The organism is Pseudomonas sp. MYb2, assembly GCF_002979955.1.
Lineage (GTDB): Bacteria > Pseudomonadota > Gammaproteobacteria > Pseudomonadales > Pseudomonadaceae > Aquipseudomonas.
This window is the reverse complement of the sequence record NZ_PCQC01000002.1, coordinates 354,186-369,183: the sequence shown is the minus strand read 5'-3', so window position 1 is coordinate 369,183 and position 14,998 is coordinate 354,186. Positions and strand designations below refer to the sequence as shown.

At 58.8% G+C, this 14,998-nt stretch carries 12 protein-coding genes and 2 pseudogenes; 6 read left to right on the top strand and 8 right to left on the bottom strand.

The window, feature by feature from the left end; genetic code table 11:
• Positions 1 to 126 precede the first annotated feature (126 nt).
• Both CQ009_RS30345 and CQ009_RS30340 read right to left on the bottom strand, forming a co-directional pair.
• A pseudogene (locus CQ009_RS30345) lies at positions 127 to 723 on the bottom strand (methyl-accepting chemotaxis protein); the annotation flags it as partial.
• Between the two features lie 309 nt (positions 724 to 1,032).
• Positions 1,033 to 1,917: pseudogene (locus CQ009_RS30340) on the bottom strand (cache domain-containing protein); the annotation flags it as partial.
• A 359-nt stretch (positions 1,918 to 2,276) separates the two neighbouring features.
• Between CQ009_RS30340 and CQ009_RS04615 the strand changes: the two are divergent.
• Positions 2,277 to 3,320 (top strand): LLM class flavin-dependent oxidoreductase, encoded by a 1,044-nt coding sequence (locus tag CQ009_RS04615; protein ID WP_064393011.1) that lies wholly within the window; start codon positions 2,277 to 2,279, stop codon positions 3,318 to 3,320.
• A gap of 873 nt (positions 3,321 to 4,193) precedes the next feature.
• On the opposite strand, the gene CQ009_RS04600 is transcribed toward CQ009_RS04615, so the two are convergent.
• The 3 genes from CQ009_RS04600 to CQ009_RS04590 all read right to left on the bottom strand — a co-directional run bounded on the left by CQ009_RS04600 (position 4,194) and on the right by CQ009_RS04590 (position 5,598).
• Positions 4,194 to 4,718, bottom strand: a complete 525-nt coding sequence (locus CQ009_RS04600) for a hypothetical protein (protein WP_105705012.1) — start codon at positions 4,716 to 4,718, stop codon at positions 4,194 to 4,196.
• Positions 4,719 to 4,842: 124 nt separating this feature from the next.
• Entirely contained in the window at positions 4,843 to 5,091 is a 249-nt protein-coding gene (locus CQ009_RS04595) for a hypothetical protein (RefSeq protein ID WP_064393014.1), read from the bottom strand.
• 57 nt (positions 5,092 to 5,148) lie between these two features.
• Positions 5,149 to 5,598 carry a helix-turn-helix domain-containing protein gene (locus CQ009_RS04590; protein WP_064393015.1) on the bottom strand — a complete coding sequence of 150 codons (450 nt, stop codon included), beginning with the start codon at positions 5,596 to 5,598 and terminating at the stop codon, positions 5,149 to 5,151.
• A gap of 171 nt (positions 5,599 to 5,769) precedes the next feature.
• Here CQ009_RS04590 and CQ009_RS04585 point away from each other — a divergent pair, with 171 nt between their 5' ends.
• Positions 5,770 to 6,588, top strand: a complete 819-nt coding sequence (locus CQ009_RS04585) for an alpha/beta fold hydrolase (protein ID WP_105705011.1) — start codon at positions 5,770 to 5,772, stop codon at positions 6,586 to 6,588.
• A 47-nt stretch (positions 6,589 to 6,635) separates the two neighbouring features.
• Here CQ009_RS04585 and CQ009_RS04580 read toward each other — a convergent pair whose 3' ends face one another.
• The 3 genes from CQ009_RS04580 to CQ009_RS04570 form a co-directional block, all read right to left on the bottom strand.
• Positions 6,636 to 7,352 (bottom strand): DUF72 domain-containing protein, encoded by a 717-nt coding sequence (locus tag CQ009_RS04580; protein ID WP_105705010.1) that lies wholly within the window; start codon positions 7,350 to 7,352, stop codon positions 6,636 to 6,638.
• 117 nt (positions 7,353 to 7,469) lie between these two features.
• A complete protein-coding gene (locus CQ009_RS04575) occupies positions 7,470 to 9,257 on the bottom strand; it encodes a thiamine pyrophosphate-requiring protein (RefSeq protein WP_105705009.1) in 1,788 nt (595 codons plus the stop codon).
• Positions 9,258 to 9,544: 287 nt separating this feature from the next.
• The gene (locus CQ009_RS04570; RefSeq protein ID WP_105705008.1) at positions 9,545 to 9,820 is read right to left on the bottom strand and encodes a DUF2798 domain-containing protein; all 276 of its coding nucleotides are present in this window, start codon (positions 9,818 to 9,820) and stop codon (positions 9,545 to 9,547) included.
• Between the two features lie 125 nt (positions 9,821 to 9,945).
• Here CQ009_RS04570 and CQ009_RS04565 point away from each other — a divergent pair, with 125 nt between their 5' ends.
• The 4 genes from CQ009_RS04565 to CQ009_RS04550 all read left to right on the top strand — a co-directional run bounded on the left by CQ009_RS04565 (position 9,946) and on the right by CQ009_RS04550 (position 14,947).
• Positions 9,946 to 10,893, top strand: a complete 948-nt coding sequence (locus tag CQ009_RS04565; RefSeq protein ID WP_105705007.1) for a LysR family transcriptional regulator — start codon at positions 9,946 to 9,948, stop codon at positions 10,891 to 10,893.
• Positions 10,894 to 11,116: 223 nt separating this feature from the next.
• The gene (locus CQ009_RS04560; RefSeq protein ID WP_064393021.1) at positions 11,117 to 11,572 is read left to right on the top strand and encodes a hypothetical protein; all 456 of its coding nucleotides are present in this window, start codon (positions 11,117 to 11,119) and stop codon (positions 11,570 to 11,572) included.
• 72 nt (positions 11,573 to 11,644) lie between these two features.
• Positions 11,645 to 12,484, top strand: coding sequence for a glutathione-dependent disulfide-bond oxidoreductase (yghU, locus tag CQ009_RS04555; RefSeq protein WP_105705006.1), 840 nt, complete (start codon positions 11,645 to 11,647; stop codon positions 12,482 to 12,484).
• A 285-nt stretch (positions 12,485 to 12,769) separates the two neighbouring features.
• A complete protein-coding gene (locus CQ009_RS04550; RefSeq protein ID WP_064389451.1) occupies positions 12,770 to 14,947 on the top strand; it encodes a TonB-dependent siderophore receptor in 2,178 nt (725 codons plus the stop codon).
• The last annotated feature ends 51 nt before the right edge of the window (positions 14,948 to 14,998 follow it).

The following is a 14,998-nucleotide window of genomic DNA, read 5'->3' as shown; positions in this document are numbered from 1 at the left end:
ATAAATCAACTGTAGGAGTGAGCCTGCTCGCGATAGCGGTGTGTCAGTTAACTAAAGGTCGACTGACATAACGCTATCGCGAGCAGGCTCGCTCCTACAGGTTTTAGGGTGTTTGGGCTGGCGGGGTCAGGTGCGGAACCGGCTCACCAACTGATTCAACGTCTGCGACAACGCCGTCAGATTCTGCGCATCCTGCCGCGTCGAATCGGCCAGACTCGCCACCAACTGCGCATCCCCATGAATCTGGCTGATATGCCGATTGATATCCTCGGCCACCTGATGCTGTTCTTCCGCCGCCGTGGCGATCTGCGTGTTCATGTCGCGGATCACGTCCACCGACTCACGAATCAAGCCAAAACTCGCCCGCGCTTCGTTGATCGACACCACGGTGTCCTGCGACACCTCAAGGCTGGCGTGCATCTGCTTGCCCATCTGATGGGTGCGCCGCGCCAGATTGCCGAGCAACGCGTCGATCTCGCCAGTGGAGTCTGCGGTGCGTTTGGCCAGTGCGCGCACTTCATCGGCGACCACGGCAAAACCACGGCCTTGCTCCCCTGCCCGCGCCGCTTCGATCGCCGCGTTCAGTGCCAGCAGATTGGTCTGCTCGGCAATCGAGCGGATGGTGCCGAGGATCGACTGAATGTCGTTACTGTCCTGCTCCAATTGCTGCATCGACTCAGCGCTATGGCCAATCTCCTGACTCAGACGCCCGACGTTGTTCACCGCTGCGTCGATCTGCTGTTGCCCGGCGTGAGCCTGGCGCTGGCCGTTGTCGGCCGAATCTGCCGCTTGGCTGCACGAGCGCGCGACTTCGTTGGAGGTGGCGACCATTTCATGAAACGCCGTGGAAACCATGTCCACCGCCTCGCGTTGCCGTGAGGCGACGTCCGCCATTTCCGCCGAGACCTCGGTGGCGCTGGCGGAGCTGCTGTGAATCTGCCCGGCCGCCTGACCGATGCGCTGGATCAAGGTGCGGATCGCTTCGAGAAACTGGTTGAACCAGCCAGCCAGTTGCGCGGTTTCATCCTGCCCGCGCACATCCAGTCGCGCGGTCAGATCGCCTTCGCCCTGTGCAATGCCTTCCAGACCACTGGCCACGCCACGAATCGGCTTGACCATCAACCCGGCAAACCAGGCACCGGCCATGGCGAACAGTAGCGCGCACACCAAAGCGATGGCGCCGATGATCCACGTCAGCCGCGTGGCACCGGCCATGACTTCGCTAGCCTTGACCACACCGACGAAGCGCCAGCCCAGCGCCTCTGACGGCCAGACCAGCGCCATGTAGCGCTCGCCGGCCAGCTCCACTTCCACCAGACCTTTACCCGCCTCGGCGAGTTGTTTGTAGCCTTCGCCCAGGTCGGTGAGTTGCTTGAAGTTGTGCGCCGGGTCGCTCGGGTCGACCAACACCGTATTGTTGGCCTCCATCAGCATCAGATAACCGCTGTCGCCGAGGCGGATCTGCTTGACCAGATCAGTCAGTTGCTTGAGCGACACATCGATGTTCACAACGCCGGCGTTGCTGCCCAACTGATTGTTGAAGCTGCGCACGGTGCTCACCAACACCACATCATCCGCCGCCCAGTAATAGGCATCGGTGCGCAGCGTCTTGCCGGGACTGGCCATCGCGGTTTGGTACCAGGGCCGCGTGCGCGGATCGTAACTGGCCAGGTTCGGATCACCCGGCCAGAACAGATAACCGCCCTGCTCGGTGCCCAGCGAGAGATAGGTGTAAGCCGGATGGGCCTTGGCCAGTCCGGCGAACAGCGTGAACACTTGCTGATCCTGCGGCCCCATCGGGATCTGCGCGGCGTCACTGCTCAGGTAGCGTTTAAGGCTGCCATCAATTCCCTGCAATTGCGGATGCTCAGCCAGATAGGCAACGTTCTGGCTGATGCCTTCGAAGAACAGCTGCATGGCGTTCTCGACCTGACGCACCTCCCTCCCGGTGCTGTCGATGAAGTTGTCCCGCGCCCCATCGCGGACATTGAGGATGATCAGCACGGCCACCAGCAACACCGGCAGACTGGCGATCACCGCGAACGCCAGGGTCAGTTTTTGTTTGATGTTCATCTGTTGCGCCTTCCTTGTTCGAAGTGTCGGTCAGAAATATTTTGCGGATATTCCGTATTATGGTATACCAATATTCAATCAACCGACCAGCCGTCCTCGAAGGCGTGCTTGAATGGTGAGAAGACTTGCGAGCGTTCATCGCTCACGCCAGTGACACAGGCCCGCAAACGACCGGCCATCAACAAGAGATCCGAGGTAGCGTCATGAAATTTTCCCTGTTCGTACACATGGAGCGCTGGGACGAAAGCGTCAGCCACCGCCAACTGTTCGAAGACCTGACCGAACTGACCCTGATGGCCGAGGCCGGCGGTTTCAGTACCGTGTGGATCGGCGAACACCACGCCATGGAATACACCATCTCGCCGAGCCCGATGCCGCTGCTGGCCTACCTCGCGGCGAAAACCACGACCATTCATCTCGGCGCCGGCACCATCATCGCGCCGTTCTGGCACCCGTTGCGGGTGGCCGGTGAATGCGCCCTGCTCGACGTCATCAGCAACGGGCGCATGGAAGTCGGACTGGCGCGTGGCGCCTATCAAGTTGAGTTTGATCGCATGGCTGGCGGCATGCCCGCCTCATCCGGCGGCCAGGCACTGCGCGAGATGGTTCCGGTGGTCCGTGCCCTGTGGCAAGGCGACTACGCCCACGATGGCGACATCTGGAAATTCCCCACTTCGACCAGCGTGCCGAAGCCGATTCAAAAGCCCAATCCGCCAATGTGGATCGCCGCCCGCGACCCGGATTCGCACAACTTCGCCGTGGCCAACGGTTGCAATGTGATGGTTACGCCATTGATGAAGGGCGACGAGGAAGTCCTCGACCTGAAGAACAAATTCCAGACTGCCCTGGACAACAACCCGGACGTACCGCGCCCGCAACTGATGGTCCTGCGCCACACCCACGTGCACACCGCCGACGACCCGGACGGCTGGCAAGTCGGCGCCAAAGCGATCTCGCGTTTCTATCGCACGTTCGATGCCTGGTTCGGCAATAAGGCAACGCCGGTCAACGGCTTCCTCGACCCAAGCCCGGAAGAGAAGTTTGCCGGGCGTCCGGAGTTTGAACTGGAGAGCCTGCACAAGACCGCCATGATCGGCACGCCGGAAGAGATCATTCCGCGCATCAAGTATTACCAGGAACTGGGCGTGGATGAGTTCAGCTTCTGGTGCGACAACAGCTTGCCGCACGAAGAGAAAAAGAAGTCGCTGGAGTTGTTTATCAAGCATGTGGTGCCGGCGTTTCGCTAAGCACTTGGGATTCAGTGTTCGGTGAATGAAAAACGCCCCGATAGACTCGGGGCGTTTTTTTCAGGCCTGACTCCCTTATTCCCAACGAAATTCGGGGCAGATTTCGCAAGCCATTCCAACAGCCAGAAGACTATTGCGAACCTTCAAAACCTCTTGCGCCTGACCGACCATCAGCAGAGGGCGGTCCTGCTGGAGCAGGTTTCTTGCCACTAAAAAGTTGTCACCGGTCGCTGCAGCTACCGCTCTGACATGCGCCTGATCTCGATAGTCCCCACGACAGCGCAGCTCATACTGAGTCTCATCAATTTCTATAGTCGAAAAATGGCTGGTTACCACTGATGCGCCACACCGGACACACTGTACGCCCTGAGTGCGGCCAGCCTTGAAGGCAACCCGCTTTGCGCCACACTGCTCGCACGGCATCAGAATTTCCCTCCCACACGGCGGATCAGAATCAAACAGTTCAAAGGCGCTGGTTTGTTTTTAAATCCGCTACAGGTAATGGTGAAAAACGTTCAAGAAGCCCACTGATTTTTTTCGGGGGAACTCGCCATTTACGAAAAAGCGTGCCAGCTTCATGGCCAGTCGCTGCGACCCATGTGCCTGGCCGCAAGCTCAGACAGAACCGGGTTGTGCGCCTGAGACAGGAGTCGCAATTTGTCTTTGGCGTTGTCGGTCCCAGCAATCGACTGAAAATACCTGAACAATCCACCACAAACTCACCACCCGGAACAAACGACACTTTCGGCAGCAAACGCCTGCCTGCAGGAAGCTGGCCGTTCCGCTTTCGCCATTGATGCGCTAACGAATACCCGTAAGCCCCTCATAGTCACAGAAGAGTATTCTCTAAACGAGGTTCCCCTGCCCCATCAACTATGTCTGCCAGAAAGTCAGACAAACCCCATATTCATCGAGAAGATCATCAGCAATTTCAAACTGGAATACCTTCTCTGGGAAGGAATCTGATAACGCACGCCTCCAATATCTACTGATCTGCTCGGCAAACAAACGACAAAGACGATAATCTTCTTCCGACAGGCCAACCCTGAATATGGGTCGGCCCGGCGCATCTTCCCACTTTGAAAAAAACTGACTTATTGAAAAAACATTTCTGTATCGCTCAACGTCTCTACGCGATGTACTTTGTTCCATTACACCAGATTCAGACTCGACCAAACCCTTCAATTGAATTTTTTGCGAATCGTATTGCTGAGCGTCAGGCAGCCAGAAGACGTGGCCTTCCACCTCGATAAAATCAGGAGAGAGCACACCTACAACAGAAATCGCTTGCTCCAATGAAACCAAGTTCCCTACGTATGAAAAAAACTCCCCAGAGCCAACACCTGAAACAAACAGGTTCAACGACTCCTTGGATATATGACCCTGGTAAACCTTCATCAATTCAACTCCAGGTTATCAAGCAGCGGCTGAGAAAATTCCCCTCAAAGACCGATGTATTACTTCACTGTTTGAAAAGCATTCCGCTCGTAGATGAAAAGGCCCCGAGCAAGTCGGTTTTTTTTCAGTCGAAGTCGATTGAATCCAGGATCGCTTGCAGTTTCACCGGGTCGGCAGCACCGCCAAAAAAGTACTCGTTGCCTCCCGCATCCTTCAGATCGTCGTGAGTGCCCTTCCAGTAGAGGACGAAGAATTTTTCGTCCAGCAGGTCTTCCAGCGCACCGCCGTCTTCAAAGGTTGAGACACGGATATAGGGGCCGTAGAGCTCATCGATGTGAACCAGAATTCGCTGGCCGGTTTTTCTGTCGATCAATTTGCTGCTCCCGGATTTTCTAGTTCACGAACTGTACAGGAAGATCGCCGAAGCACCTCAGTGCGCCACACCAAGGCGCGTTGCGACTTCATCCGCCTGCAACTTTCGCCCATCCTCAGCCAGCAGTTCCAGCTTGCGAATCGGCTGACGATGCTGCGCATCGACCATCACCGAGCCCGACTCACCCGGCGCGTACATGAATTCCCCGCCCCACTGCGACAACGCAACGATCACCGTCTGCAAGGCCTTGCCGCGCTCAGTCAGCGCGTACTCCTTATAGGCGCCACCATCAGCGGCCGGCACCGTTTGCAGAATCCCCTGCTCAACCAGCGCCTTGAGCCGAGCGCTGAGGATGTTTTTCGCGATATCGAGGCTCTTCTGAAAATCGCTGAAGCGGCGAATGCCTTCCAGCGCATCGCGAATGATCAACAGCGACCACCAGTCACCGATCAGGTCGAGTGTCCGGGCGACCGGGCAGGCGTTGCCTTGCAGGCTTTTGCGCTTCACGTAAATGTTCTCCAGCAGATCGGTGGGCGGCCTTGTGGCTCAGGGTTGCATCATACAACCCTCAGTGCTGCAACCCAGCACCTGCGTACAAGTGGCAAACGGACTTTGCGCGGATAGTAAACATGGCCAATTCGGCATCGACACGTCCCTCCCCCGACCCAAGGAGTTTGCATGAGCACATTCACCACTCAAGACGGCACCGAGATCTATTTCAAGGATTGGGGCAGCGGCAAGCCCGTGCTGTTCAGCCACGGCTGGCCGCTGGATGCCGACATGTGGGAATACCAGATGGAATACCTGAGCAGTCGCGGCTACCGCACCATTGCGTTCGACCGCCGTGGTTTCGGCCGTTCCGATCAACCGTGGACCGGCTACGACTACGACACGTTTGCCGATGACATCGCGCAACTGATCAACCATCTGGATCTGCGCGACGTCACCCTGGTCGGTTTTTCCATGGGCGGTGGCGATGTCAGCCGCTACATCGCCCGGCATGGCAGCGAGCGTGTCGCCGGGTTGGTATTGCTGGGTGCGGTCACGCCAGTGTTCGGCAAGAAAGCCGACTTCCCGCAAGGCGTCGACACGTCGGTGTTCGACGGCATCAAGGCCGGCCTGCTGCAGGATCGTGCGCAGTTCATCGCGGATTTCGCCGCGCCCTTCTATGGCACCAATCAGGGCCAGAAAGTCTCCGACGGCGTCCTCACGCAAACCCTGAACATCGCGCTGCTGGCCTCACTCAAAGGCACCGTCGACTGCGTGACGGCATTCTCGGAAACCGACTTCCGCGCCGACATGGCCAAGATCGATGTACCGACGCTGGTGATCCATGGCGACGGCGATCAGATCGTGCCGTTCGAAACCACCGGCAAACTGGCCGCCGCTTCGATCAAGGACGCCGAACTGAAGGTCTACGCCGGCGCGCCGCACGGGTTTGCGGTGACGCACGCACAAGCATTGAATGAAGACCTGCTGGCGTTTCTCCAGCGTTAAGATGCAGCAGAGATTGGCAACTCTCGCTGAACACCTGACGGTCTGATTCAACGCGACGTCAATGCCGCCAGGCTCAACGCGTTGCCTAGCGCCGCGCCGCTGGCGGTGTTGTCGAAGATGCACCACGTCGCGGCGCCCTCGGCCGCCGCGATTTGTACGGCTTGTGCGTATCGTTGCAGAAACGCTGAATCGTAGCGGCTGTGGTAAATGCGCGGTGAGCCATGCAAGCGCCAATATCTGACGCCCGCCCAACCTCTTGGCGTAGCGTCACTGCTGAGGCGCGACGGATCGACTGCTGCCTGGGCAATCCGGTAATCGAGCAACAACCGCTCGGCCTCGCACCACGATTGATGCCGGGGTTCCAGCACCACGGCCCCGCCGAACCGCTCCCGCAAAGCCATGAAAAATGCCTCGGCGATGGCGGCATCAAACGCCAGCGAAGGCGGCAACTGCACCAATAAACAACCGAGGCGATCGCCCAGTCCGCCGCACTGTTCGAGGAATTCATCGAGTGCTGCTGCGCTACCTGCCAGGCGCAATTCATGGCTGATGAGCTTGGGTATCTTCACTGAAAAAGCAAACCCGTCCGGCACTGGGTCTGCCCAACGCTCATAGGTCTGGCGACGATGCGGACGGTAGAACGAGCTGTTGATTTCCACGCTATTGAGACGTGCGGCATAGCGCTGCAAGTGCGTACCCTCAGCGGGAAATTCCGGCCAATATTCGCGCCCGAGACTCCATCCCGCACAACCCACAAAAATCATCACACCTCCATTCCCCCGTACTGGAGCTGCCGAAGGCTGCGATCTTTTGATCTTTATCTTAAAAACAAAGATCAAAAGATCGCAGCCTTCGGCAGCTCCTACAGGGGATTTAGCCGGTCATTTTTTGCCGGGCAGGACCGAGCTGAGCACTTGTTTGGCAGTTTGCAGGATGACGCCCGCCTCGTCAGGGTCGCCCTTGAGCAAGGTCGTGGCGAACTTCTTCGCCTGTTCAAGCTTGATATGCGGCGGCAGTGGCGGCACGTTCGGGTCGGTCTTGAACTCGATCAGCACCGGTACATCCGATGCCAGCGCCTGCTCCCACGCAGCGGCGACGTCTTCTTCGCGATCGACAAAAATGCCTTTGAGGCCAATGGAAATCGCGAACAAGTGATACGGCACATCGGGAATACTCTGCGACGCTTCGAACTTCGGATCCCCCTCCATCACCCGCTGCTCCCAGGTCACCTGATTGAGATCTTCGTTGTTGAACACCGCACAGATCCATTGGGGACTCGCCCACTGTCGCCAGTACTTGGCGACCGTGATCAGCTCGGCCATGTTGTTCATCTGCATCGCGCCGTCACCCACCAGAGCAATCACTGAGCGCTCGGGATGGGCGAACTTGGCGGCAATCGCATAGGGCACCGCAGCGCCCATCGACGCCAGGCCACCGGACAACGAACATTGCATGCCCCGCCGGATCTTCAGATCCCGTGCATACCAGTTGGCGCAGGAGCCAGAGTCGCTGGTGATGATCGCTTGATCGGGCAGGCGCGGAGACAGTTCGTACACCACCCGCTGCGGGTTGATCGGACTGGCTTTGGCCATCGCGCGTTTTTCCAGGGTTTTCTCCCAACTGCCGCGCCAGCTTTCGACTTTCTTGCGCCATTTGCTTGAGGTCTTTTGTTCCAGCAATGGCAACAGCGCGGCGAGGGTTTCGGCGGCATCGCCGACCAGATTGACCTCCATCGGATAACGCAAGCTGAGCATGTCCGGCTGCAAGTCGATCTGCACGCCGCGAGCCTGGCCTTCCTTGGGCAGAAATTCGGAATAGGGGAAACCCGAGCCGACCATCAACAAGGTGTCGCACTCAGCCATCAGTTTGTAGCTGGGCTCGGTACCAAGCAGGCCGATGCTGCCGGTGACCCACGGCAGATCGTCCGGCAACGCAGCTTTACCCAGCAAAGCCTTGGCCACCCCGGCGCCGAGTTTTTCCGCCACCGCAATCACTTCATCGGTCGCCTGCAACGCACCGGCACCGACCAGAATCGCGACCTTGTCGCCGGCATTCAACACCTGCGCTGCGCGCTGCAGATCCACGTCGTAAGGCAGAACTTTCGGCTTGCTATAGCCTATCCCGGAATGTGCGGTGCCGTGCGCCCGGGCCGGTGCTTCATAGGGCAGATCCTGCAAGTCATTGGGCAGGATGATTGCCGTGACACGTCGCTCGCCAATGGCCGTGCGCACGGCGCGGTCAAGCAGATGGCGGACTTGCGCAGGCGCCGACGCCTGCTGCACGAATGCGCCAGCGACATCCTTGAACATCGATAGCAGATCAAGTTCTTGCTGATAGTGACTGCCGAGCGCGGTACGCGCCTGCTGGCCGACAATTGCCAGCACCGGCATGTGATCCATCCGCGCGTCGTAGAGCCCGGTGATCAGGTGCGAGGCGCCGGGGCCGGAAGTGGCGATGCACACACCCAGCTCACCAGTGAACTTGGCATGCGCCGAGGCCATGAACGCCGCCATTTCTTCATGCCGCGCCTGAACAAATTCGATTTTTCCCTGGGCCCGGCTGAGCGCGCCGAAGACGCCATTGATGCCGTCGCCCGGATATCCAAAAATCCGCGTGACACCCCATTGGCTGAGCCGCTCAACCAGAAAATCTCCCACTGTCGTCGTCATTTCGATCCTCGCTTGTCACCGGTGCATGGAGCCTTCGCCCACGTAATACCCGTCGGCAGATGTAAGGGTCTGGACAGTCGGGCCGGCGACGAAGTTTCGATTGATTTGCACCGGTTCAGGTCGCAGGCTTTCTGCTCGTTGGCGCGTATCCACCGCAGTAGCACGCCGATATCTGCCGTGAGAGACCGAGCCACGAGCAACAGCAACGTATCGATCATCCGCCGTTTCCCGAGCAGGATCCGGTAAGGATCGCAAGGTGCGCTGGTGCAATATTGGCTCGAGCAACACTAATGGTGCGGATGCACCGTCAACGCCACCAGTTTGATCACGATGGGCCGCACGACGAGGATGCACAGGAACGCCACCGGCATCGCCAGTTTGTAGGCGTGCAACGCATTATTGAGGTATTCGTTATCAATCCCGGAGTTGGCGGCGGTGATCACCAGCGACATCAGAAACGCCATGATCGTTGCCATGTACAACGCAAATACGTACGGGGTGGCGCGCGACGAAAGCCTGCGACGCCTCGGATAAACGGCGTCGGAACGAGTGCTTTGATTCATATGGGTGTTCCATCCATTGGCAGGGAGCCGGCACCTTAGCAAAGGCGTTTCCCCGCAACTAGACGGCCAATCGCAGGTACTTTATAAAGCACAACTTACGAATCAATCCTCTGTGCGGGCCATGGATGAATCTGTTAGCGGCGATTGCCAGTTTTATCAAAGTGGTCGAATCGGGTTCCATCGTCAGCGCTGCCAAGGCATTGGGTGTCAGCGCGGCAGCGGTGAGCCAGACCCTCAATCGACTGGAAGCACATCTCGGCGTGCGTTTGCTGCAACGCACCACGCGCAGCATGGCGCTGACCGAAAACGGCGCGGTGTACTACGACAGGGTCAAGCGTATCGCCGCCGATCTGGAGTCGGCGCGAAGCTTGATCAGCAGCCACGAAACCGAACTGCAAGGTCGCCTGAGCATCGCCTCGACCTCAGCGTTCGGCCGGCATGTGCTGGCGCCGCTGCTCGCGGGTTTCGCCGCGCTGCATCCGCGCCTGATCGTTGAACTGTCGACCACCAATGGCAAGATCAGCCACATCCAGAACGGCATCGATCTGAGCCTGCGGATCAAGCCGCAACTGGAGGACGGCATCGTTGCGCGCAAGATCGTCTCCCTGCCTTTCATCATGTGCGCCTCGCCTGCCTATTTGCAGCGCGCCGGTTGGCCGCAATCATCGGACGATCTGCGACATCACGCTTGCCTGGCGTTCCGTTATCCGCTGGATGGGCGATTTCTGCGCTGGAGCTTTATCCGCGACGGAGAACGTTACGATGCCGACATCAAGGCAACTGCGATCAGCGATGACATCGACGCGCTGGCGCTGATGGCAGCCAACGGTGCAGGCATTACCCGGCTGGCAGAATTCGTCGCGGCGCCCTTTATCGAGAGTGGTCGACTGGTGCCGCTGTTTGAACATCAGCACAGCGCGGTTGTTGAACCGATGGAAATTTACGCCTGCGTACAGGAACGCACGGCGATGACGCCAAAGGTTCGGGCATTTGTCGATTATCTGACTGGGCACCTGCAGACACGTTGGCCGATGAGCGCTGAGTCGGCCGACGCCAGCACAGATTGCCGGTAACCCCACCGGCCTCATCGCGAGCAGGCTCACTCCTACACTGTCCAACGGCGGTGCCCATGCTCCGGCAACCCAAAAATCCCTGTAGGAGTGAGCCTGCTCGCGATGGGGCCGGCACATCCAGCACTCATCTCGCCTGCTCGCCAGCGAAGGGGCCAGAGCATGAGCCTTCAGGGCAATCTGCTTAACTGAATCGTTGCAAACTCTTCAGCACAGGAGCTCGGCAATGAAACCCGCAAAATCGCTCAGCCTATTGATGCTTGCAGCAAGCCTGTCCGGCTGCGCCACTTCCGCAAGCCCCGGCGCGAACGTGACGCTCACCGCCACCCGCCAGAACAGCGGGCAGATCGGCAACGTCACCCTCGCTGACTGGGGCGGCAAGCAAACCGGCTTCAGTTTCTTCATCAGCGGCGCACCGAATGGCGCCTCGCTGCCCCTGCGCCTGTATGCCTTCGTCAATCAAGGCAGTTGCGCACAACCGGGGCCGGTGGCCTACGCGATGAACGATAAAGTCAGCACTGAACGCCAGCCCGTGCGCGGCTGGGCATTTTCCAGAAGTGCGCCGGTAGCATTGTCGACATTGCTTGCCGGCGAATATTCGGTAGTCGTACGCACCGCCGCAACCGATGGCAACGTGGATATTTTTTGTGGGGATATCGGTCACGCAAACAGCACGAAGTAAGCCTGGCACGGGCGCTGAATTTTCCTTAGGGTGTCTGTCTATTCTCAGCCAGCCAACGATGAGGTCAGTTACATGAGCAAAGCGCCCTACGTTCCGCCCAAGGTCTGGAAAAACGACGCACCGTCCGGCGGCCAGTTCGCCAGCATCAACCGCCCGACTGCGGGGCCAACGCATGAAAAAACCCTGCCGGTCGGCAAGCACCCGTTGCAGCTTTATTCGCTGGCCACACCGAATGGCGTGAAGGTCACCATTATGCTCGAAGAGTTGCTCGCGCTCGGTCACAGCGGTGCCGAATACGATGCCTGGCTGATCCGCATCAACGAAGGCGATCAGTTCTCCAGCGGCTTCGTCGGGATCAATCCGAATTCGAAGATTCCGGCATTGCTCGATCGCAGCGTCGAGCCACCGATCCGCGTCTTCGAGTCCGGTTCGATCCTGCTGTATCTGGCGGAAAAATTCGGCGCCTTGCTGCCCAGGGATTTGCCCGGACGCACCGAAACCATGAACTGGTTGTTCTGGCAAATGGGCGCGGCGCCTTATCTGGGCGGCGGCTTCGGACATTTTTATGCCTACGCGCCGGAGAAGCTTGAGTATCCGATCAACCGCTTCACCATGGAGACCAAGCGTCAGCTGGATGTGCTAGATCGGCGTCTCGGCGAAAGCGCTTATCTGGCGGGCGACAGCTACACCATCGCCGATATCGCGGTGTGGTCGTGGTATGGCCAACTGGTACGCAACACGGTGTATTCGGCGGCGGAATTTCTCTCCGCGCAGGAATACACCCATGTCCAACGCTGGGCCGAAAACATCGCCCAGCGGCCTGCGGTCGTTCGCGGCATGCGCGTCAACCGCACGTGGGGCGATGAAGAGAGTCAGGTTGCCGAGCGCCACCAGGCTGCAGATCTGGACTGAATCATCCCTTCGGTAGCGGTGTCGATCGAGAATCACAGGATCGACACCGCTGCGCACTGTTCGCCCCCCCACGCCCCCGCCTCTACACCCCGCGAATTCTCTGGCTTCACTCGCCAAAATCGTCCTGATTGAAGCGTGCGAGCCAGCTCGCCAAATGTGAAAAATTTGTTAACTATCTGACTCGTATATCTTTCTTCGTGCGAATCAATCTGACATGCTAATACGAATACTTCTTAGATGCGCCCGCATCAGATTCGTTTTGGTACTCCTTGGGGAAGCAGATTGATGTCGTTTCAGACCATTCACCGCCGTTCGAACCTTTCGCCTAACCTGCTGGCAATTGCCATCTGCATGGCGGGCATCACAAGCGTTTCTGCAGATGAAAAACCCCAGGCCGCGCCTGAAAAAGCCGATGCGCCGACCACTCTGGAACTGGGCGCCACCGAAATCGGCGCGACGCAGATGAGCAGTACCACTGAGGGCTCGGACTCCTACACCACCGGCCCGATGCAGACTGCGACCAAGCTGTCGCTGACCATGCGCGAAACGCCGCAAGCGGTGACGGTGATCACCCGGCAGCGCATGGACGACCAGAACATGACCAGCATCAACGATGTGGTGAAGGCCACGCCGGGGTTGTTCCTCAGTCAGTCCAGCGGCCCTGGCCGGCAGACCTACAGCGCTCGCGGCTTCGACATCGACAACATCATGTACGACGGTCTGCCGAGTTCTTATTCGCCATTCTCGATGGCGGTGCAACCGAACCTGGCAATGTTCGACCGGGTCGAAATCGTCCGCGGTGCGACCGGCCTCGTCACTGGTGCCGGCAACCCTTCGGCGGCGATCAACCTGGTGCGCAAACGCCCGACGGCCGACCAACGAGTGACCCTCACTGGCGCCGCCGGCAGCTGGGATGATTACCGTGGCGAGATCGACGCCTCAAGCAAGCTGAATGAAAGCGGCACCTTGCGTGGCCGGGTGGTGAGTTCCTATCAGGGCGCCGACAGCTTCCGCGATAAAGAGCAGAACGATCACGGTCTGTTCTATGCCATCGGCGAAGCTGACCTGAGCGAAAGCACCACGGCGACCCTGGGCTTTTCCCGTCAAAACGAACAGACCAACTATTTCTGGGGCGGCTTGCCAATCGGCACCGACGGCCACCACCTCGACCTGCCCCGCTCCACCTACCCGGGCACCGATTGGGAAAACAGGAAGCTGCAGATCGACACCGTCTTCGGTGAAGTCGAGCACCGCTTCGACAATGACTGGAAACTCCACCTCGCCGGCTCGTCCTCAACGCTCAACGGCGAGTTCTCCGGCACCTACCTGTCACGTTACGCAGGCCCATTGGAGACCACTGCCTATCAGTCGCACCACACCGACAAGCAAACGGCCCTCGACGCTTTTGCCAGCGGCCCGTTCGAAGCCTTCGGCCGTACTCACGAACTGGTCGTGGGTGCCAGCAACCGCGCCTACGATGCGACCTCCAAGGAATACGCCCCCTACACCACGGCCTGGCCGATCGGTGCACCAAAACCCGATTTCGTGCGTGACAGCAAAACCCGCACGGTGACCACGCAGGATGCGGTGTACCTGACCACCCGCCTGAGCCTGGCCGACCCGCTGACGCTGATCCTCGGCGGCCGTCTGGACTGGTACGACTACGATGACCGCACCGGTGACGGCGACTACAAAGTCACCCGCAACCTGACGCGCTATTCGGGCCTGATCTACAAGCTCGACGATCACCACTCGCTGTACGCCAGCTACACCGACATTTTCACCCCGCAAACCCAGCAGGATCTCTCCGGTAAACAGCTTGACCCGATCGTCGGCGAAAACTATGAGGTGGGCATCAAGGGCGAGTACTTCAACGGCGCACTGAACGCCAGCCTGGCGGTGTTCCAGATCGACCAGACCAACCGTGCGACCCTCGCCGAAAGTCAGCTGGGTTGCCCGGTCATGACCTGCTACCAGGGCTCCGGCAAAGTCCGCAGCCAAGGCCTCGATGTCGAACTGCAAGGCGCACTGACCGAGAACTGGCAAGTCGGCGCCGGTTACACCTACACCCGCGCGCACTACATCAAGGACGAAAACCCGGACAACAATAACCAGCGCTTCGACACCGATACGCCCGAGCATTTGTTCAAGGTCTCGACCATGTATCGCCTGCAAGGTCCGCTGGAGAAATTCCGCGTCGGCGGCAACGTCTATTGGCAGAGCCGCATGTACAACGATGTACCGCTCACCGTCGGCAGCTATCGCCTCGAACAGGGCAGCTACGCGGTGACGGACCTGATGGCCGGTTATGAAGTCAACAAGCACCTGGATCTGCAGGTCAACGCCAACAACATCTTTGACCGCGTCTACTATTCCTCCATCGGCTACAACACCACGTGGGGCTCCACCGACAACTACGGTAACCCGCGCAGCTACATGCTGACGGCCAAGTACAAGTTCTAAAAAAAACGCGGTAAACGCTTGAGCACGAGGGGCGCCGGGAAAAACCACGGC

Coding starts and splice junctions, on each gene's coding strand:
- CQ009_RS04615 (WP_064393011.1), top strand. CDS start 2,277: ATGAAATTTTCCCTGTTCGTACACATGGAGCGCTGGGACGAAAGCGTC.
- CQ009_RS04600 (WP_105705012.1), bottom strand. CDS start 4,718: ATGAAGGTTTACCAGGGTCATATATCCAAGGAGTCGTTGAACCTGTTT.
- CQ009_RS04585 (WP_105705011.1), top strand. CDS start 5,770: ATGAGCACATTCACCACTCAAGACGGCACCGAGATCTATTTCAAGGAT.
- CQ009_RS04580 (WP_105705010.1), bottom strand. CDS start 7,352: ATGATTTTTGTGGGTTGTGCGGGATGGAGTCTCGGGCGCGAATATTGG.
- CQ009_RS04575 (WP_105705009.1), bottom strand. CDS start 9,257: ATGACGACGACAGTGGGAGATTTTCTGGTTGAGCGGCTCAGCCAATGG.
- CQ009_RS04570 (WP_105705008.1), bottom strand. CDS start 9,820: ATGAATCAAAGCACTCGTTCCGACGCCGTTTATCCGAGGCGTCGCAGG.
- CQ009_RS04565 (WP_105705007.1), top strand. CDS start 9,946: ATGAATCTGTTAGCGGCGATTGCCAGTTTTATCAAAGTGGTCGAATCG.
- CQ009_RS04560 (WP_064393021.1), top strand. CDS start 11,117: ATGAAACCCGCAAAATCGCTCAGCCTATTGATGCTTGCAGCAAGCCTG.
- yghU (WP_105705006.1), top strand. CDS start 11,645: ATGAGCAAAGCGCCCTACGTTCCGCCCAAGGTCTGGAAAAACGACGCA.
- CQ009_RS04550 (WP_064389451.1), top strand. CDS start 12,770: ATGTCGTTTCAGACCATTCACCGCCGTTCGAACCTTTCGCCTAACCTG.